At 37.3% G+C, this 19,658-nt stretch carries 16 protein-coding genes and 1 pseudogene; 11 read left to right on the top strand and 6 right to left on the bottom strand.

What is annotated here, in order from left to right; genetic code table 11:
- The first annotated feature begins 6 nt into the window (after window positions 1–6).
- From argS to FLP15_RS00725, 8 genes are all read left to right on the top strand, one after another.
- Entirely contained in the window at window positions 7–1,701 is a 1,695-nt protein-coding gene (gene argS / locus FLP15_RS00760; protein ID WP_142765631.1) for an arginine--tRNA ligase, read from the top strand.
- 276 nt (window positions 1,702–1,977) lie between these two features.
- Window positions 1,978–3,213, top strand: a complete 1,236-nt coding sequence (arcA, locus tag FLP15_RS00755; protein ID WP_142765630.1) for an arginine deiminase — start codon at window positions 1,978–1,980, stop codon at window positions 3,211–3,213.
- A gap of 369 nt (window positions 3,214–3,582) precedes the next feature.
- The gene (gene argF / locus FLP15_RS00750) at window positions 3,583–4,647 is read left to right on the top strand and encodes an ornithine carbamoyltransferase (protein WP_142765629.1); all 1,065 of its coding nucleotides are present in this window, start codon (window positions 3,583–3,585) and stop codon (window positions 4,645–4,647) included.
- A 20-nt stretch (window positions 4,648–4,667) separates the two neighbouring features.
- Window positions 4,668–6,248, top strand: a complete 1,581-nt coding sequence (locus FLP15_RS00745) for a basic amino acid/polyamine antiporter (RefSeq protein ID WP_142765628.1) — start codon at window positions 4,668–4,670, stop codon at window positions 6,246–6,248.
- A 300-nt stretch (window positions 6,249–6,548) separates the two neighbouring features.
- The gene (gene arcC, locus FLP15_RS00740) at window positions 6,549–7,493 is read left to right on the top strand and encodes a carbamate kinase (protein WP_142765627.1); all 945 of its coding nucleotides are present in this window, start codon (window positions 6,549–6,551) and stop codon (window positions 7,491–7,493) included.
- 429 nt (window positions 7,494–7,922) lie between these two features.
- The gene (locus FLP15_RS00735; protein WP_142765626.1) at window positions 7,923–9,053 is read left to right on the top strand and encodes an aminotransferase; all 1,131 of its coding nucleotides are present in this window, start codon (window positions 7,923–7,925) and stop codon (window positions 9,051–9,053) included.
- Window positions 9,054–9,859: 806 nt separating this feature from the next.
- Window positions 9,860–11,353: a basic amino acid/polyamine antiporter gene (locus FLP15_RS00730; protein WP_142765625.1), complete on the top strand. Its 1,494-nt coding sequence runs from the start codon at window positions 9,860–9,862 to the stop codon at window positions 11,351–11,353.
- A gap of 571 nt (window positions 11,354–11,924) precedes the next feature.
- The gene (locus FLP15_RS00725) at window positions 11,925–12,416 is read left to right on the top strand and encodes a YbaK/EbsC family protein (RefSeq protein ID WP_142765624.1); all 492 of its coding nucleotides are present in this window, start codon (window positions 11,925–11,927) and stop codon (window positions 12,414–12,416) included.
- A gap of 311 nt (window positions 12,417–12,727) precedes the next feature.
- On the opposite strand, the gene FLP15_RS12620 is transcribed toward FLP15_RS00725, so the two are convergent.
- Window positions 12,728–12,904: a hypothetical protein gene (locus tag FLP15_RS12620; RefSeq protein ID WP_190288316.1), complete on the bottom strand. Its 177-nt coding sequence runs from the start codon at window positions 12,902–12,904 to the stop codon at window positions 12,728–12,730.
- A 382-nt stretch (window positions 12,905–13,286) separates the two neighbouring features.
- Here FLP15_RS12620 and dinB point away from each other — a divergent pair, with 382 nt between their 5' ends.
- Window positions 13,287–14,384, top strand: coding sequence for a DNA polymerase IV (gene dinB / locus FLP15_RS00720; protein ID WP_142767396.1), 1,098 nt, complete (start codon window positions 13,287–13,289; stop codon window positions 14,382–14,384).
- Between the two features lie 46 nt (window positions 14,385–14,430).
- Window positions 14,431–14,942 (top strand): annotated as a pseudogene (locus FLP15_RS00715) (GNAT family N-acetyltransferase).
- On the opposite strand, the gene FLP15_RS00710 reads toward FLP15_RS00715, so the two are convergent.
- Window positions 14,927–15,601, bottom strand: a complete 675-nt coding sequence (locus FLP15_RS00710; RefSeq protein ID WP_142765623.1) for a prepilin peptidase — start codon at window positions 15,599–15,601, stop codon at window positions 14,927–14,929. The pseudogene FLP15_RS00715 and the gene FLP15_RS00710 overlap by 16 nt on opposite strands.
- A gap of 165 nt (window positions 15,602–15,766) precedes the next feature.
- Here FLP15_RS00710 and FLP15_RS00705 point away from each other — a divergent pair, with 165 nt between their 5' ends.
- The gene (locus FLP15_RS00705) at window positions 15,767–16,216 is read left to right on the top strand and encodes a Dps family protein (protein ID WP_142765622.1); all 450 of its coding nucleotides are present in this window, start codon (window positions 15,767–15,769) and stop codon (window positions 16,214–16,216) included.
- Window positions 16,217–16,353: 137 nt separating this feature from the next.
- On the opposite strand, the gene FLP15_RS00700 is transcribed toward FLP15_RS00705, so the two are convergent.
- From FLP15_RS00700 to FLP15_RS00685, 4 genes are all read right to left on the bottom strand, one after another.
- A complete protein-coding gene (locus tag FLP15_RS00700) occupies window positions 16,354–16,740 on the bottom strand; it encodes a rhodanese-like domain-containing protein (RefSeq protein ID WP_142765621.1) in 387 nt (128 codons plus the stop codon).
- 347 nt (window positions 16,741–17,087) lie between these two features.
- Complete coding sequence (locus FLP15_RS00695; protein ID WP_142765620.1) at window positions 17,088–18,053, bottom strand: ROK family glucokinase; 966 nt, start codon at window positions 18,051–18,053, stop codon at window positions 17,088–17,090.
- A 65-nt stretch (window positions 18,054–18,118) separates the two neighbouring features.
- A complete protein-coding gene (locus FLP15_RS00690) occupies window positions 18,119–18,331 on the bottom strand; it encodes a YqgQ family protein (protein WP_120772430.1) in 213 nt (70 codons plus the stop codon).
- A 72-nt stretch (window positions 18,332–18,403) separates the two neighbouring features.
- Entirely contained in the window at window positions 18,404–19,561 is a 1,158-nt protein-coding gene (locus tag FLP15_RS00685) for an MFS transporter (protein ID WP_142765619.1), read from the bottom strand.
- Window positions 19,562–19,658 lie beyond the last annotated feature (97 nt).

Below are 19,658 nucleotides of genomic sequence, written 5' to 3'. Positions count from 1 at the left end.
TAGAAAATGAACGAAAAACAATTAGTAAGCCAAGCACTGTCCAAAACTCTTAACGGTGTCCTTGAAGTAGAACAAATCGCAGCCATTATTGAAAAACCCAAATCATCTGATTTGGGAGACCTTGCCTTTCCAGCTTTTCAGCTGGCAAAAGTGCTTCGCAAATCTCCGCAAGTCATCGCGGCAGATATTGCTGAAAAAATTGATTCAACAGGATTTGAAAAGGTTTTAGCAGTAGGACCTTATGTTAATTTCTTTCTTGACAAAAACTCAACTGCAACACAAGTTATTCATGATGTTATCGCTAAAGGTAAACATTATGGTGATGAACAAACTGGTGCAGGACGTAATGTTCCGGTTGATATGTCAGCACCAAATATCGCAAAACCATTCTCAATTGGTCATTTGCGCTCAACTGTTATCGGAGATTCAATTGCTAAGATCTATGAAAAATTAGGCTATAATCCAGTCAAAATCAACCACTTGGGTGACTGGGGCAAACAATTTGGGCTTTTGATTACAGCTTACAAAAAATATGGAGATGAAGCAACAATCACTGCTAATCCTATTGATGAACTTTTGAAACTCTATGTCCAAATCAATGCTGAAGCCAAAGAAAATCCAGCTGTTGATGAAGAAGGACGTGAATGGTTCCTCAAAATGGAACAAGGAGATGAAGAAGCACTTCGGATTTGGAAATGGTTCTCTGATGTTTCGTTGATTGAGTTTAACCGTATCTATGATAAGTTAGACGTAACCTTTGATTACTTCACTGGGGAAAGTTTTTATAGCGATAAAATGGATGCTATCGTTGAAGATTTAGAAAATAAAAATCTTTTGCATGAGTCTAAAGGTGCATTGATTGTTGACCTGGAAAAATATAATCTCAATCCAGCTTTGATTAAGAAAACAGATGGTGCAACTCTGTATATTACACGTGACCTTGCCACAGCTGTTTATCGTAAGAAAACTTTTGATTTTGTTAAATCACTTTATGTTGTTGGAGGAGAACAAACGAATCACTTTAAACAACTTAAAGCAGTCTTGAAAGAAGCTGGCTATGATTGGTCAGATGATATGGTTCATATTCCTTTTGGTATGGTTACTCAAGGTGGGAAAAAATTCTCAACTCGTAAAGGTCATGTTGTTAAACTTGAAATGGCACTTGACGAAGCAGTTGACCGTGCTGAAAAGCAAATTGAAGAAAAAAATCCTAATCTTGCTAATAAGGTCGAAGTCGCGAAGCAAGTTGGTGTAGGTGCTGTTAAATTTTATGACTTGAAGACTGACCGTAAAAATGGTTATGACTTTGATTTGGATGAGATGGTTTCATTTGAAGGTGAAACAGGTCCATATGTTCAATATGCTCATGCACGTATCCAGTCTATTTTGAGAAAAGCAGAACAAAAAATAAATCTTGAAGAAGTTCCTGTTGTGGTTTCCGATTCGGAAGCTTGGGAAATTGTAAAATTCTTGAAAGAATTTCCAAATACAGTCAAACGTGCAGCAGATAATTACGAGCCATCATTAATTGCTAAATATGCAATTTCTCTTGCGCAAGCTTTCAATAAATACTATGCTCATGTGCGTATTTTGGAAAAAAATGATGAGTTGGCATCACGTCTTGCACTTATTTCTGCTACAGCAGTTGTATTAAAAGAATCCTTACGTTTACTTGGAGTAGCTGCTCCAGAAAATATGTAATATGATTAAAAATATCCGTAGATCAAATCTTGTCTATGGATATTTTTTTATTCCATGTTTTAAAATAATTATTTTTGCATAAAGCTAAAAATATACGTATACTAGAATAAACTGAATATAATTATTTAATTGTGAGAAAATTAAGAAACATAAAAAGCCTGAAAAACAATAAAATAAAGCTAGGATGATACTTGACATTAAAAAACCAAAGTTGTATAATTTTATTGTAAACGATTCCAATAATGCGTTTTTAAACTAAGAAAGGACAATGAAAAAATGAATAATGGAATTAATGTCAACTCAGAAATTGGGAAATTAAAAACAGTACTTTTGCATAGACCGGGTGCAGAAGTAGAAAACATCACTCCAGACACAATGAATCAACTCTTGTTTGATGATATTCCGTTTTTGAAAATCGCACAAAAAGAACATGATTTCTTTGCTCAAACACTTCGAGATAACGGCGCAGAAACTTTGTATATTGAGCAGCTTGCAACTGAGGTGCTTGATAAAGACCGTGCAGTCAGAGATGAATTTTTAACTCGTATATTGACAGAAGCAGGTTACAGACATGGTCGTACTTTCGATGAACTTCAAGAATATCTTGGTTCTATGTCAACAAAAGATATGGTTGATAAAATCTATGCGGGAGTTCGTAAAAATGAACTTGACATTAAACGTACAATTTTAAGCGACATGGCTGGTTCTGATGCAGAAAATCTATTCTATTTGAATCCTTTGCCAAATGCATACTTTACCCGTGACCCACAAGCTTCTATGGGTGTTGGAATGACAATCAACCGCATGACTTTCCCAGCTCGTCAACCTGAATCGTTGATTACCGAGTTCATTATGAAACATCATCCTCGTTTTAAAGATACACCAATTTGGCGTGACCGTAATCATACGACACGGATTGAAGGCGGAGATGAATTGATTTTGAGCAAGAATGTTGTGGCTATTGGAGTTTCTGAACGAACTTCTTCTAAGACAATTCAACAATTGGCTAAAGAGTTGTTCAAAAATCCACTTTCGACATTTGATACAGTTCTTGCAGTTGAAATTCCACACAACCATGCCATGATGCATTTGGATACAGTATTCACAATGATTAATCATGATCAATTTACAGTCTTCCCAGGAATTTTCCACGGAGATGGTTCTATTAACACATTTATTCTTACTCCAGGTAAAAATGAAGAAGAAGTAGAAATTGAACACTTGACTGACCTTGAAAAAGCATTGAAAAAAGTGCTTAAACTTACTGAACTTGACCTTATTGAATGTGGAGGAGGAGATGCGATTATTGCTCCGCGTGAGCAATGGAATGATGGCTCAAATACGCTTGCGATTTCTCCAGGTGAAATCGTTACCTACGACCGTAACTATGTGACAATCGGACTTCTGAAAGAACACGGTATCAAAGTTCATGAAATTCTTTCTAGTGAACTGGCTCGTGGCCGTGGCGGAGCACGCTGTATGTCACAACCATTATGGCGTGAAGATTTGTAAAAAACTGTTTACTGACAAAAGTTACTGACCGTTCTGTCAGTTCAGTGCGCCTAAAGTAAGCATTGAATCGGCGGATAGAGGAATTATCAACTTTGCTGATAATTCTGTCAGTTCAATGCGCCCAAAGTAAGCATTGAATCGGTGGATAGAGGAATTATCAGCTTCGCTGATAATTCTGTCAGTATACTGACAGAATTATTATCGCAATAATTAAATGAAGTCAAGACTTATTCAGTGGGAGTTTCGACTCACCACTGAATTTAGTCGGACGAAATTCAAGGCTTAGTGCTGCTTTATCCCGACCTAAGAGGTAGGGGTATTAGCACGCACTTGCTTTGATAAAAAAATAAAGAAAAGGAAATTTTTAAAATGACATCACCAATTATCACAAAAGCAGAAGTAAATTCAGTATTTCAAGGACGTAGCCTACTTGCTGAAAAAGATTTCACACCTGCTGAAATTAATTACCTTGTAGATTTTGGTCTTCACTTAAAAGCGTTGAAACAACAAAATATCCCTCATCATTATCTTGAAGGAAAAAATATTGCACTGCTTTTTGCAAAAACTTCAACACGTACACGTGCGGCATTTACAACAGCAGCAATTGATCTCGGCGCTCATCCTGAATATCTTGGTGCCAATGATATTCAACTTGGAATTAAAGAATCTGTAGAAGACACAGCAAAAGTGCTCGGTTCAATGTTTGACGGGATTGAACGCCGTGGCTTTTCACAAAAAGAAGTTGAAGATCTTGCTAAATTCTCAGGTGTTCCAGTTTGGAATGGATTGACTGATGACTGGCATCCTACTCAAATGATTGCGGACTTCATGACAGTAAAAGAAAACTTTGGCCATCTTAAAGGTTTGACTCTGGTTTACGTTGGTGACGGTCGTAACAACATGGCAAACTCTCTCATTGTGACAGGTTCTATGCTTGGTGTGAATGTCCATATCGTTGCACCTGATTCACTTCATCCTTCTCAAGAAGTTATGGATATTGCTCATAAATTTGCCGAAAAATCAGGTGCTAAACCTCTTGCAACTTCTAACATCGAAGAAGGTGTTAAAGATGCAAATATTATTTACTCAGATGTATGGGTATCAATGGGCGAATCAAACTGGGAAGAACGCGTTAAACTCCTTACTCCTTACCGTATCACAATGGATATGTTGAAACTCACAGGAAATGCTGACAATGGCAAACTTATCTTCATGCACTGCCTACCAGCTTTCCATGATACTGAAACTGAATATGGTAAAGAAATCAAAGAAAAATACGGTCTGACAGAAATGGAAGTGACTGATGAAGTATTCCGCTCTAAATATGCACGTCAGTTTGAAGAAGCGGAAAATCGTATGCACTCAATCAAAGCAATTATGGCTGCAACTTTGGGTAATCTCTTTATCCCTGCAGTTCCAGAAACTTTTGAATAAAATTTAAGGAAGTAAATAATATGGAAACAGAAAATAAAAAAGGAATAGGGCTCTTAGCCCTAGTTGCTATTATCGTTTCCGGAGCCATCGGCGGAGGGGTATTCAACCTCTCCAACGACTTGGCAACTGGAGCAACACCCGGAGGTGTTGTTGTTTCTTGGATTGTTATTGGTTTTGGTATCTTAATGTTAGTGTTATCACTTAATCATTTGGTGGTAAATAAACCAGAACTTTCTGGTGTATCAGACTATGCACGTGCTGGTTTTGGTAATATGGTCGGATTCATTTCCGGTTGGGGTTACTGGCTTTCCGCTTGGGCAGGTAATATCGCTTTTGCGGTTTTAATGATGACCTCAGTTGACTACTTCTTTCCTGGAGTATTTCAAGCAAAAAATGGCTCTTTAACAATTCTATCTGTAATTGTTGTTTCTATTGTTTCTTGGGGCTTGACATTACTTGTTATGCGCGGAGTTGAAGGAGCGGCGGTTATCAATGCTATTGTCCTAATTGCAAAATTAATTCCGCTTTTTGTATTTATGATTGCTGGGATTGTGATGTTTAAAGCAGGCGTATTTAGCGCTCATTTCTGGCAAAACTTTGCAGCAAATACAGATGCTAATGGTGTGATTAAGAGTCTAACATGGTCAAACATGACTGGTGGAGATCTCTTTGGTCAAGTCACAAATTCATTGATGGTCATGATTTGGGTATTTGTTGGTATTGAAGGGGCTGCAATGATGGGAGACCGTGCCAAACGGAAATCAGATGCTGGAAAAGCTTCTATTTTAGGTTTGATTGCTCTCTTAGTGATTTATGTTTTACTTTCTCTTTTGCCATTTGGTTTCATGAATCAACAAGACTTAGCCAATACTGGTCAACCTGGTTTGGTTCATATCTTGAATGCAATGGTTGGTGGCTGGGGCGGTACACTCATGGCGATTGGTCTGGTTATTTCCCTTTTAGGTGCATGGCTCTCTTGGACAATGCTTCCTGTTGAAGCAACTCAACAATTGTCAGACCAAAAACTACTTCCTAGCTGGTTTGGTAAGCTTAATGATAAAGGAGCACCAAGCAATTCTCTTATCTTGACACAACTTATCGTTCAAATTTTCTTGATTGTAACGTATTTTGTTGCTGATGCGTATAACGTCTTTGTTTATCTATGTACTGCAGTTATCATGATTTGTTATGCTTTAGTTGGTCTGTATCTTTTCAAACTTGGTATTCAAGAAAAGAAGACAAGTAACATTGTTGTTGGATTCTTGGCTGCTGCTTTCCAAATCTTGGCTTTGTATTTCTCAGGATGGCAGTTTGTGTGGCTCTCACTCATTCTCTATGCTGTTGGTTTCATCCTTTACGCTCTTGGTAAGAAAGAATATGGGGGTAAACTCAGTAGTGTTGAAATGATTGCGACAGTTGTTTTGACGGTTTTAGGAATTCTTGCAGTATTTGGAGTTTATGGCAACTGGCTTGGACTTCAAGATGCTCTAGGTATTGATGGAAACACGCTTCTCGTTGCAGTAGTACCTTTAATCGTTGTAACGTTTATTGTTTACTTCATCGTACGTGCAGACATCAACAAGAAGAAAATCACTCATTAATAGAGAATTATAGAAGTGAAATATTAGAACTGCTTTAAACTGGGGACTCTCATTTTAGTAGTTCTGCATTTAGTGTGTGGGCTTTAGCCCCATATGACCATTGGCTGTAAATGAGCGAAGCTCATAACGCTAAATGGCAATCAAACGGACAACGTGACGAGTTGATCGTTAGTAGAACGGTACACTAAGTAGTGTACTCTGGTTAAATTTTTATATCAGAATAGGTGCAAAGCATTGTAAACCATTGATTCTTTTTGCAATGATTTAGCTATATATTAGATAGAGGAGAGTTTATATAAAATGGTAAGACGTATTGTAGTAGCTCTTGGTGGGAATGCCATCCTAACAGATGACCCAACAGCAAAAGCGCAGGAAATAGCACTTGAAACAACAGCAGAACAATTGATTCCTTTGATTAAAGACAACGATGTGGAAATGGTTGTGACTCATGGAAATGGTCCGCAAGTAGGTAATCTTTTGTTGCAACAGTTGGCTTCAGATAGCCCAAAAAATCCAGCAATGCCTCTTGATACCGCTGTAGCGATGACTCAAGGTCAGATTGGTTTCTGGATGGGGCAGGCCTTTACAAGAGCTCTACTTAAAAATAATATGGAGCGCGTGCCAGTAATATCGGTGGTGACACGTACGGTAGTAGCAGCAGATGACCCTGCTTTTGAGAAACCAACAAAACCAATTGGTCCATTCTATGATGAAGCAGGTGTTGCTGAAATGAAAGCCCAGTATCCAGATTGGGTATTTGTTGAAGACTCTGGACGTGGCTATCGTCGTGTTGTACCAAGTCCAAAACCTACGCGAATTGTTGAAGCTGCAGCAATTAAACCATTGATTTCATCAAGTGTTTTGGTTACGGTATCTGGTGGTGGTGGTATCCCTGTGATTGAAACTCCTAGTGGTTATGAAGGTGTTGAGGCTGTTATTGACAAAGATTTTTCAGCAGCAAAAGTTGCTGAACTCGTTGAAGCTGATAATTTATTAATCTTAACAGCAGTTGATAATGTCTTTGTTAATTTTAATAAACCTAACCAAAAGAAACTTGAAACAGTTACAATGGCAGAGATGCGTAGTTTTATTGAAGAAGGACAATTTGCCGCAGGATCGATGTTGCCAAAAGTACAAGCTGCGATGGAATTTGTCGCACGGACCAGTCGTCCTGCAACGATTACTTCTTTGGAAAATCTTGAAGATTTCCTTACAAATGATTCAGGAACAAAGATTATTCCTTAAAATGAAAATGCTGCACACTTTGTGTAGCATTTTTTTGGTAAAATGATACTGACAGAATCGCTGTCAGTAAATGAAATAATGTAATTGAAGTGATTACTTCATTGGTGGAGGATTCTTTCTCCCCCACCAATGTTAGGGCACAACCTCACATCAAAGATATGAGGTCACCCTGTCCCTGAAGTCTAAGCGCTATCTCCGTTTCACTGCGCTGTCCACTCTCGCTAAGTGGCTAAAGCCACAAGTCGAGTCGCAAAGCGCCAAGACCCTAGGGCAGTAGAACGAAATCAGAGCTTAGTGCTGCTTTATCTCCGACCTAAGAGGTCGGAGTATTGCGATTGCGACTAGGTGCTTTAGCACCGTAGCGAGCATCGACAGCGTAGCCGTAAAGTGGAGATAGCACGCACTTGTTTTGATAAAATGAGGTATGAGATGGAACTTGTTCAATTTGGATGTGAAGATTGGCTAAACGTTTGGGAAAAATCCGCAAAAGTGGATATTGCTCAATCAACTATTGAGTCAATGACATTAGAAGAAATTTTAGAATTGGAGCCAGATGGTGGGAAATCGTTCATGGCGAATTTGATGAAGGAAAAATTCAGCTATGGTTGGATTGAAGGGTCGCCAGCATTTAAAAAGGAAGTCGCAAAACTTTATGAAAAAATTCCTGTAGACAATATTCTTTCTACAAATGGTGCGACAGGTGCTAATTTTATGGCTGTCTTAGGTCTTGTCGGAGAGGGAGATCATGTTATTGCTCAGTATCCGTCCTATCAGCAACTTTATGATTGGCCTAAAACACTTGGGGCAAAGGTGGATTATTGGAAGATAAATGAAGAAGAAGGGTGGCGTCCCAAACTATCAGAACTTCGTGAACTTATAAGACCTGATACAAAATTAATCTGTTTAAACAACGCAGCGCAGCCGACAGGTGCGATTTTAGATGTGGTATTTTTAAGAGAAGTATCAAAAATAGCTCGTGAAGTAGGTGCTTATATTTTATGTGATGAGGTTTATCTTCCACTTAATGAGAAAACTGACTATGCACCGATTGCAGATATTTATGAAAAAGGAATTTCAACTAATTCTATTTCGAAAACTTACTCTGTACCAGGAATTCGTGTAGGATGGATAGCGACTCAAGATGCTGCTTTGGCAGATGAGTTTAGAAAAATACGCGACTACACACTCATTTGCACAGGAGTTTTTGATGATGCTATCGCAGCGTTAATTTTAAAACATAAAGAAAAAGTACTCGCCAGAGCGCGTGGCATTGTCAAAGAAAATCTTGAAATATTGAAGGAGTGGGTAAAAAACGAGCCACTTGTATCAATGATATTTCCTAACGATGTATCAGTGAGTTTTGTAAAATTTAACCAACTTGACCCAGGGAAAACGGAAGATTTTGCGATTAAATTACTAAAGGAAAAAGGAGTGCTCATTATTCCAGGTAATCGTTTTGATTTACCTGGCTACGCAAGAATTGGTTATTGTACAGACAAAAAGACATTGTGTGAAGGTCTCCGTTTAGTGTCAGAATATCTGAGAGAGTATGAAAACTAGACAAGTTAAAAAATAGTTTATCAAAATAAGTGTGTGATATTTCTGCACTTAGGCTATGGTGTCAACATTTGTTGCTTTGTTACATGCTCCACACGCCGTTCTACGCATGGACAGCACTTTGTTGTTCGTTTGCTTAAAGCAACAAGAGCAAACGGCAAAGCATTGAATCAGGACTGCCAATTCTCGAATTTTCCTCTGACTGCCGTAAGGTAGCAATGTTTTAGAAACTAGGATTCTGGGACAAGCAACCTCATATCAAAGATATTAAGCAGACTGTTGCAGTTTTAGTTGCGTACAGGTCGCTACCTAGAGGTTGCACCCTAAATTTAGTGGTGAGTTGCAACTCACTACTGAGTAATTCTTGACTTTTTATCATGAAGTTAGGTAGTAACATTAATTTGTTGTCGCGTTTTATGATATTAGTTGGTGAATGAGTTATAACTCCTGATGGAAAAGATGTCAACTAGAGATTGCTAAAGTAGTAGTTCTAAAATAATTGAGAGTATTCGGTAGTTTATTTCAAGATCTAATATGCAAAATTGGTACAACGAGTAAACTATGTATTTCGAACATTATTTTAAGAACGGAAAATATCAGTAATTTTTTTGAATTCTATTTTGATAAAGAATGTGAAAAAGGTATAATAGATAAGGTAAAAAGCATAATTATAAGAAGGCGGGATTAGATAGCTATTTTAATCTGAAAAACGGCTTATATTTATAAAGTGGTATAAAAATTTTTTAGTTAATGCAATTGTTGGAGCGATTTGAGATTAGTGTATGACTAGAAATATTAGAAAGTAAAAAATGGAAAACAAGAATGAAAAAGGGATAGGTCTTTTCTCGCTGATTGCGATTATTATCTCAGGTGCAATCGGTGGTGGGGTTTTTAACCTCGCGAATGACTTAGCTACGGGAGCTACACCAGGAGGTGTCGTTGTTTCGTGGGCTTTTATCGCCTTTGGGATTCTGATGCTTGTTTTGAGTTTGAATCGATTGATTTGTATCAAACCAAAACTTTCAGGGGTGTCAGACTATGCACGTGCTGGTTTCGGAGATTTTGTCGGATTTTTGTCAGGCTGGGGGTACTGGATATCAGCATGGACGGGGACAATTGGTTTTGGGGTCTTGATGATGACTTCAGCGGACTATTTCTTTCCTGGAAAATTTGCCGAGCCAAATGGTTCGCTAACTATTTTATCAATTATTATTTTATCAGTGATTTCATGGGTTTTGATGCTTCTGGTTGTTCGTGGAGTTGAGTCTGCAGCTGTGGTTAATGCAATTGTGCTTATTGCAAAGTTAATCCCACTTGTTGTTTTTGTTATTGTGGGGCTTGTCCTTTTTAAAGCTAATGTTTTTACTCAACATTTCTGGCAAACTTTTACAACTAACCTATCTGCCGATGGTTCTATTAAGAGTCTTGCATGGAGTGTCATGACAGGAAGTAGCCTTTTAGGACAAGTTAAGACTTCACTGATGGTTATGATTTGGGTGTTTGTCGGTATCGAAGGCGCAGCGATGATGGGAAATCGTGCAAAGAAAAAATCTGATACAGGAAAAGCAACAGTGATTGGATTAGTGGTTCTCCTTGTTTTTTATATCTTGTTGTCCCTTCTACCTTATGGTTTTATGAGTCAGCAAGAGCTTGCCAATGTGAAAGCACCTGGTCTGGTCTATATTTTGAATCAAATGGTCGGTGGCTGGGGTGGCACTCTCATGGCAGTGGGTTTGATTATCTCACTTTTAGGGGCTTGGTTGTCTTGGACGATGCTCCCAGTAGAAGCAACTCAGCTTCTTGCGGAACAAAAGTTACTCCCTAAATGGTTTGGTAAGCTTAATGAATACAATGCACCCAGTAATTCATTGATGATTACACAGATTATGATTCAGATATTCATTATTATCACCTTCTTTGTAGCAAATGCTTATAATGTTTTTATTTATATGGCAACTGCGGTTATTATGATTTGTTATGCTTTAGTAGGGGCTTATCTTTTAAAATTAGGAATTCAAGAAAAATCAATAAAGAACATCTTAATCGGTTTCTTTACATTTATTTTCCAAGCATTAGCCTTATATCTATCGGGATGGCAGTATGTTTGGCTTGCAGCAATCCTATATATGATTGGTTTTGTGCTGTTTACCTATGCGAAAAGAGAAAATAATAGAAAAGTTTCTAAGAAAGAATGGACAGCGATGGCTATGATTACTTTACTTGCTATTATGGCACTCATTGTATTGATTCATGGTGGGAAAGCTGGTTCTGCGTTAGATCTTCGTGGATTGCTTGGATTGTAACAGATCAAACGATAATGTGGTGAAATAGAAAATGTGAGTCTGTGCTTTGGTTAGATTCTATTTTTCTTTCTATGTAAATTCTGCTATTATGTTGTATATTTTATTTTTAAAAATGAAAGTAAAAATATCTCTCGAACAAACATAATGGTACAAGGATTCAATGATGAAGTCAAGACTTATTCAGTGGGAGTTTCGGCTCACCACTGGATTTAAGGTACAACCTCTAGGTGTAACAACTAAGCGACCTGTACGCAGCTAAAGCTGCAACAGTCTGCTTAACATCTTCGATATGAGGTCACACCTCCGCTTCACTTCGTTATCCATTCGCTCTATCTCCGCCCTAAGATAGGATAGCCGTTGTTGCTTTAGCAACTTACGGATATGCTAGTTGTTACACTTAGGTCGGAGTATTGCGATTGCGACTAGCCACTTTAGTGGCGTAGCGAGCATCGACATCCTTTTTATTAGACGCTTCAGCGGCTAGATAAAACGGACAAATGTTTATCGCGTAGCCCGAAGGGTGAAGATAGCACGTACTTGTTTTGATAAAAAATAGTGGAGGAATTTTTTGATGAGAACTTTTGAAGAAGTAGAGCATTTGATGGCGGAACTTAATATTCCCTATGACATTGTCAATCATCCTGAGAGTCATTCTACAGAGGAATCGGATGCTTATATTGCCGGTCATGAAGGCTGCAGATCAAAAACATTGATTCTAGCGAATAAAAGATCAACACAGTTTTACATGATTATTATGGATGATGCAAAGCGTGTTGAGATGGATAGATTGTGTGAGATTTTGGGAGTTAAAAGACTTCATTTTGTATCTGAGGAACGTTTGGAAGAAATGCTCGGTTTAAGTTCAGGTATTGTTTCTTTATTTGGATTGGTTGATACAGCGTTTGATAATATGCATATCTACTTTGACCGTCAAATGCTTGAGGAACATAAAATACAAACTTTTCATCCAAATGATAATACCAAAACAATTTTCTTTCCTATGGAAGCTTGTTTTACTATCTTAGAGTCTCAAGGCTATAATTATGAAATAATAGAATTATGAAGTCAAGACTTATTCAGTGGGAGTTTCGACTCACCACTGAATTTAAGGTACAACCTCTAGGTATAACAACTAAGCGACCTGTACGCAGCTAAAGCTGCAACAGTCTGCTTAACATCTTCGATATGAGGTCACACCTCCGCTTCGCTTCGTTATCCATTCGCTCTATCTACGCTTTGCTACGTTGTCGATTTCACTAACCGACTAAAGTCGCAAGTTCAAATCGCAATCGACTAAAGTCGCAAGGCGAAGTGGTCTTGTCCAAGAAGCCTAGGCGCTAAAAGCGCCAACACCCTATGGCAGTCGGACGAAATTCAAAGTAGCACTTGTTTTTCAAGTGCTTTTTTGCTATCAAGATAATTAACAGAATTCCTTTTTTTATCAGAAAATGCAGAAGAAAACTTCTCCTGTTTATCTCCATATCTTGATATAACTATCTCTATACTTTCAACATTACGCTGTATGTTTGGTTTGAGTACTATTTTAGACACTAGGAAGGTGAATTTCCAAGAGATAAGTGATGATTTTAAGGGGTTCTGAATAGATTCACATCTTGTCACTGAGTTCGTAATACCAGAAGTTAGGAGAGAGAAAGATAAAATGGCACTTGATTTTTGAGTAGAACCACATTTTTCTATCGGTTTCCGTATCTTGATGGTGTTGCTCACATCTTGTTATAATTGAGTTCGTACGATTAGAAATGAGTGAAAAAAGATAAATCTCTCCAAGAAACTCCGTTTCTCTCCGAGATTTTCTATCTCCGTGCTTTCAGCACTACGCTGTCCATTGGCTTATGCGCTGGAGCGCAAAGAGCCAAATGGCATTTTTCATCATTTCTTGCCAATCGTACTCACATCTTGTTATAATAAAGCTATGCTAACTTTCCCGTTAATTAATGATACTTCTCGTAAAATCATTCATATTGATATGGATGCCTTTTTTGCATCGGTTGAGATTAGGGATAATCCAGAACTCAAAGGGAAGCCTGTTGTGATTGCAAGAAATCCTTTGCAGACAGGAGGGAGAGGTGTGGTTTCAACTTGCTCTTATGAGGCAAGAAGCTATGGGATTCATTCGGCAATGAGTGCGAAAGAAGCTTATGAACTCTGTCCTCAAGCTATTTTTATTTCTGGAAATTATGAAAAATATACAGAAGTGAGTAAGCAGGTTCGAGAGATTTTTAGTCGATATACAGATGAAATCGAGGCAGCATCTATTGATGAGGCCTATCTAGATGTTACAGAGAATAAAATCGGCTCACAGTCTGCTATAAAAATAGCTAAGTTGATTCAGCATGATATTTATGTGGAATTGGGTCTGACCTGTTCGGCTGGAGTTTCTTATAATAAATTTCTTGCAAAAATTGCCTCAGATTATGAAAAACCTCATGGTCTGACTTTGATTATGCCAGAAGATGCTAAAGATTTTTTGGCAAAGCTTCCAGTGGAAAAATTTCATGGCGTTGGTAAGGCGACGGTGCCTAAGTTACACGCCTTGGGTTTGTTTACAGGGGGAGACGTGCAAAAAGCTGACCCTGTTGAATTGGCAGAACGTTTTGGTATTTATGGATGGGAGCTTTATCAAAAGGCTAATGGAATTCATAATTCGAAAGTAAAAAATTATCGTCAAAGAAAATCTGTCGGAAAAGAGAGGACTTACGGTAAATTACTTTATTTACCAGATGATGTTAATGTGGAATTGGGGAAGATTTCAGAAAGAGTATCACAGGCTTTGAAAAGACATGATTTAAAAGGAAATATTGTGGTTTTAAAATTGAGATATTCTGATTTTACGACACTAACAAAACGTAAGACTTTTGCAAATCAGATTGATGATGTGGAAGAATTAACTCAAGCGGCACAGCAGATTTTTGAAGAACTAGATTATGATGAGTCGCTTGGTGTCAGACTTCTTGGAGTTACAGTGAGTGGTTTTGGTCCGATTGAGGCGACATTAGACATAACATTTTGAGTGTTTTTCAATAAATAGAGTGAATTGTAGGATAATAATTTTATTAATGGAGGGTTATGTGGAAATAAGAGCTTTGGAGCGTACGGATTTAAAAAATATACATATCATCAATAATAAGGCAGAAACAATGCGTTTATGGTTTGAAGAACCTTACGAGTCTTTGGATGAGTTGACAAGCCTCTATGATAAGCATATTCACGATACTCATGAGCGGCGTTTCGTTGTTGATATTGCAGGGGAGTTTGCAGGGATAGTTGAGTTGATGTCAATAGATTATATTCATCGAACTTGTGAAATTCAGATTGTAATTATGACGAAGTTTTCAGGAAACGGTTATGCGCAGAAATCTCTGAAAAAGGGCGTAGATTATGCGTTTAATACTCTGAATATGCACAAAGTGTATTTGTGGGTGGATGTTGCAAACGCACCAGCTGTGCATATTTATAAGAAGTTGGGGTTTGAAATAGAAGGGACAATAAAAGAACAATTTTTCGCTGGGGGAAATATCATGATAGTTATTTTATGGGTATTCTAAAATCAGATTATTTAAAGAAATAACTTTGTATAATCTGGTACAGTATTAAAGAGATATAAGCTGTTGTCAAGAATGGAATAAAGGCAATCTCTACACGTTTTTTGCGAATGATAAAATAAGTGATACCTAATATACTGGCAATCTGAATGACGATAATTTCCTGTAAAAATGTCAGCGAGAGAGAAGCAGAAAAGAGCCACAAGAAGTCGCCACTCCCGATTTTTAAATCAAAAGTTTCAGCAAGAATTGACAAAATTAACCAGATATAGTCTGTCAGCACTGACGAACTTGTCAGTAAAAGTATAAGGGTAAAAATAATCCAGATGATAAGTGGGAAAGAATGATAGCGATAATCAAAAGTCGATAAAATCACTGACAGAATAATAAATAAAAATTGCGTAAAATCAATCAAACCCAACCAACCACTGACAAAAATGATACCACAACTTATCTCTAAGAATAGATAAATCAAAGATGTTTTTTTATGACAGTAACGACAGCTAAATTTTGAAAAAATCTGAGAAAAGATTGGAATCAAATCTCTTAAAGATAGGGTCCTATCACAATAATTGCAATGTGACCGCCCAAAAACGATGGACTCATGAGCTGGAATGCGGTCAAGAATGACTCCAAAAAATGAACCAAAAACTGTACCTACGATAAATATGTATAAAATTCCCATACTTACTTATACGAAAATTTTTGAGAATTGTTTCCGTCAGTACTGACAAAAAAATAAATAAGTGAAATATTTTGAAAAAAGCTCTAATTAGTTTATAATTTATTATAGAAAGATTAAAGATTAATGGCGCAAAGGTCACTTAATCGTAAAAAATGGAGGTTATTTATGTCAAACGAACACACACAAGAAGTCTTGAACCAAACAGTCGCTGACTTGTCAAAAGCAGCTGCTCTCGTCCACCAAGTTCACTGGTACATGCGTGGTCCTGGTTTCCTCTCACTTCATCCAAAAATGGACGAATTGATGGACGACTTAGATGGACATCTTGATGAATTTGCTGAACGTTTAATCACAATTGGAGGCTCACCAGTTTCTACACTTGCTGAGTTCAACGAAATTTCTAAAATTGAAATGAGCACAGCGACATGGGAAAAATCAATCGCAAACCGTCTGACAGAAATTGTCATTGCTTACAAATACTTGGCAGATTTGTTCAAAGATGGAATTAAGATTGCAGAAGAAGACGGTGATGATGTGACTGTCGACTTATACACCACTGCACTTGGTGATATTGAAAAAACAATCTGGATGCTTCAAGCTGAGCTTGGACAATAAAAATTCTGTCAGTATACTGACAGAAGTCTAAGGTGAATGTAAGCCTTATTCTAAACTAAACGGTAAAAATTGTTTGGATATAACTAGTATAAAAACCCTGTCAGTATGCTGACAAGGTTTTTATTTGTTTATTTATCTTAATTTCCAGATTTTGTTTTTCCCGTCCAGGCGTTGAGACCGCCTTTGAGAAGGTAAATTTCAGGAACACCTGCTTTTTTCAACTTTTTAGCGACTTTTGCAGCAGCAACAGGACGAGAAGTTTCATACATCAAAACAGGTTTATGCTTAGAAATAGCGTTAAGGCTCTGGTCAATCTGACCAGAAGGTAGATTACGCGCTCCAAGGATGTGATTAACACGAAATTGATTGGCTTCACGAATATCAATTAACTGTGAAGTTGCGATTAAACGAGTAAATTCTGGTTCATCAATAACTTTTGCATTACGACGCAAATTCCAACGAGGGTAAACGAACATCCCAATAATAACTAAAATAAGGATGATATCAATAATAATAATCAAAATAAATCTCCTTCAAGATATGAACAGTAGCAAGTAAGTAATTTCTATGAAGTCAAGACTTATTCAGTGGGAGTTTCGTAAAACATTTGTCCATTTTCTCTAGTCGCTGAAGCGACTGATAAAAGGGCAACTCACCACTGAATTTAGTCGGACGAAATTCAAAGTTTAGTGCTGCTTTATCTCCGACCTAAGAGGTCGGAGTATTAGTACGCACTTGTTTTGATAAAATTCGTACTTGCTAGATAACTAAAGGCACGAGCCAAGTAGAAAATTATGATAAATCAAAAGCTATCATTTCGATTTATCACTTGACACTGTTTAGGACGAGCAATATGGTACACTTTGGTAAGTTATTTAAACTTTAAAGCAAGACTTGCTGCACCGATAATACCAGCATCATTTCCAAGGACTGCCAATTTAATCTTAGTTGTATTGCGGACTGTTGAGAAAGCATATTTCTTGAAATAACTTTCAACCTTTTCACGCAAAAATTCACCTGCGGCAGATACACCACCACCAATAACGATTGAATCAGGATTTAAAGTTGAACCGAGATTGGCACACGCAAAACCAAGATAGTAAGCAAACTTATCCACGACTGATAAACTAAATTTATCACCAGATTCAGCAGCAACGAAAATATCTTTAGAAGTAACTTCATCACCATTGTCAATAGCAGCTTTAATAGCAGAATCACCTTCGTATTCTTCTGCAAATTGTCGTGCAATGCGAACAATACCAGTAGCAGAAGTTACAGTTTCTAGACAACCACGATTGCCACAAGTACATTCAAAGCCATCAGGTTCAACACAAATGTGTCCAATTTCTCCACCAGCTCCAGCGACACCATGAATTAAATCACCTGCAGCAATAATACCGCCACCTACACCTGTTCCAAGTGTAATGAAAACAACATCAGGATTATTTTCTCCAGCACCAACCCAACGTTCGCCAAGCGCAGCAACATTGGCATCGTTGTCTAATATAAAGGGTAATCCCACACCTTCAGAAATTGGTCTTCCAACTTCTTGAGTATCTGCCCAATTTAGATTATAAGCTGCCTTGACGGTGCCTTCTGCAATGTTTACAGAGCCAGGTGTTCCCATTCCAATACCGATAAAATCAGATTTATCTAAGTTGTAAAGACTCAAGCGATGATTAATTGCAGCGATAATATCGGGAACGACGTGTTTCCCATCCTCAAGAATATTTGTTGGAATAGACCATTTATCTTGAACTTCACCTTCAAGGGTCAAAATACCAAACTTGATTGATGTTCCACCCAAATCAATACCAATAATTTTACCAGCGGTCATTATGTTTCTCCATATCCTAGTCAAAAAGGGAGTTTAGCTGAATATTTAGCCAAGCAAATAGACCTTTAGACTTTTGATTTTTCCAATTCAATTCTCTCTTCGCGCGCCAAAATAAGCCGAGCAGTCAGATACTCATGGTCACTTTTTTGAAATATTCCTGATTCTAACATTTTAGAAAGTTCGATTTGCATCATTTTAATAGCATCTAATCGATCAGAGAAAAGATTGATGTATCCATATTTTTTCAGCATTTCTTGCACATCATAGAGAGTTTTCATTATTACATTTTACCGTATTTGAAAGCGGTTTTCAAGTCTGGGCGGGTAAGTCCATGTGTTTTTATTTGAAATTTATTTTTTGATAACTTTTGTGTAAATTTTCCAACAAAGTCCAGATAAAATAATCCCAAATCCTCCGATAATAAAAGGATAAGAGACAAAACCAAATTGTTCAAAAATCCACCCTAGTGGGATTGGAATAATAAACATTCCAATGGTTGCAAAAGCGATATTTAAGCTGATGACTGGTTTAGCGATACTATCTGAATATTTATTATAAGTCTGTTTCATACCCATTGGATAAAGAGGTGCCAATCCCAAACCTAGCAATGTTCCTGAAAGATATTGAATGAATATTTGAGGGATGAATCCTAAAATAATGCCGAAAATCAGAAGCGAGAGATGAAATAAAATGATTGTTTGAGTAGAAAACCAACGTGCAGTAAAGCCTGTCATAAACCGCCCGATTGTCAAACCAGTCCAATAAAAAGAAGTGATAGCAGCGCTAGCAGCCATTGAAAAATGCAAATGTTCTACTGCAAAACTAGAGTAGAATCTGCCTATTAATAATTCTAAGGCATAGAAAAAATAGAACAATGGAAGAATAAAGTGTGAAAAATTTAATTTTGACTCTGCATCTTTTAGCATATTATCACTGGTCAAAACAGCTTTTTCTTTGAACTTTGAGCGGGTTAAAATTGCTAAAATGAGAATAAGAATTTGCAAGAATGAAATAATAGCAACTCCAAGCTGCCAACTTCGATGTGGCTGGAGAGAAAAAGCAACAATAAATGAACTTGCCATTACACCTACTCCATAAAAAGCGTGTAGGAAGTTCATCAGGCTATTGCTGAAGTGTTTAGCTGCAAAATCATTAACAGTAATATCAACGGAACCTTGTCCAAATCCTAGTAAGATACAAGAAAGTAGCATCGGAAAAAATGTATTTCCTAATCCAAGGGTAGCAAGACCAAGGATGGTAAGTAATGTACTGAAAATGATAAATTTATCCATTGTCCAAATTTTTGCCAATTTGGGATAAATAATTGTTGAACAAAAAGAAAAACCAAGCTGTATTGCTCCAAGTATTCCAATCATATCAATAGGAAAAGAATAGGTTTGACGGATTGCCGGCCAAGCACTTCCCATCACGGAGTCGGGAAGACCCAAACTGATAAAAATAATGAAGACAATAAGGATAAGAAAAGTCGAGATTTTTTGAGTGGTCATGTTTTCATTATATCGAAAATTAAAAGAAAGCGCTTGAAACACAAAAATTAAAGTGTTTTTTAATTCATTTTTAATCAAAAAAGCTTTATAAGACTTG

The sequence above is a fragment of the Lactococcus protaetiae genome (genome assembly GCF_006965445.1).
Taxonomy (GTDB): Bacteria; Bacillota; Bacilli; order Lactobacillales; family Streptococcaceae; genus Lactococcus; species Lactococcus protaetiae.
The sequence above is the reverse complement of the archived record's forward strand: the minus strand, read 5'-3'. Positions and strand labels throughout refer to the sequence as shown.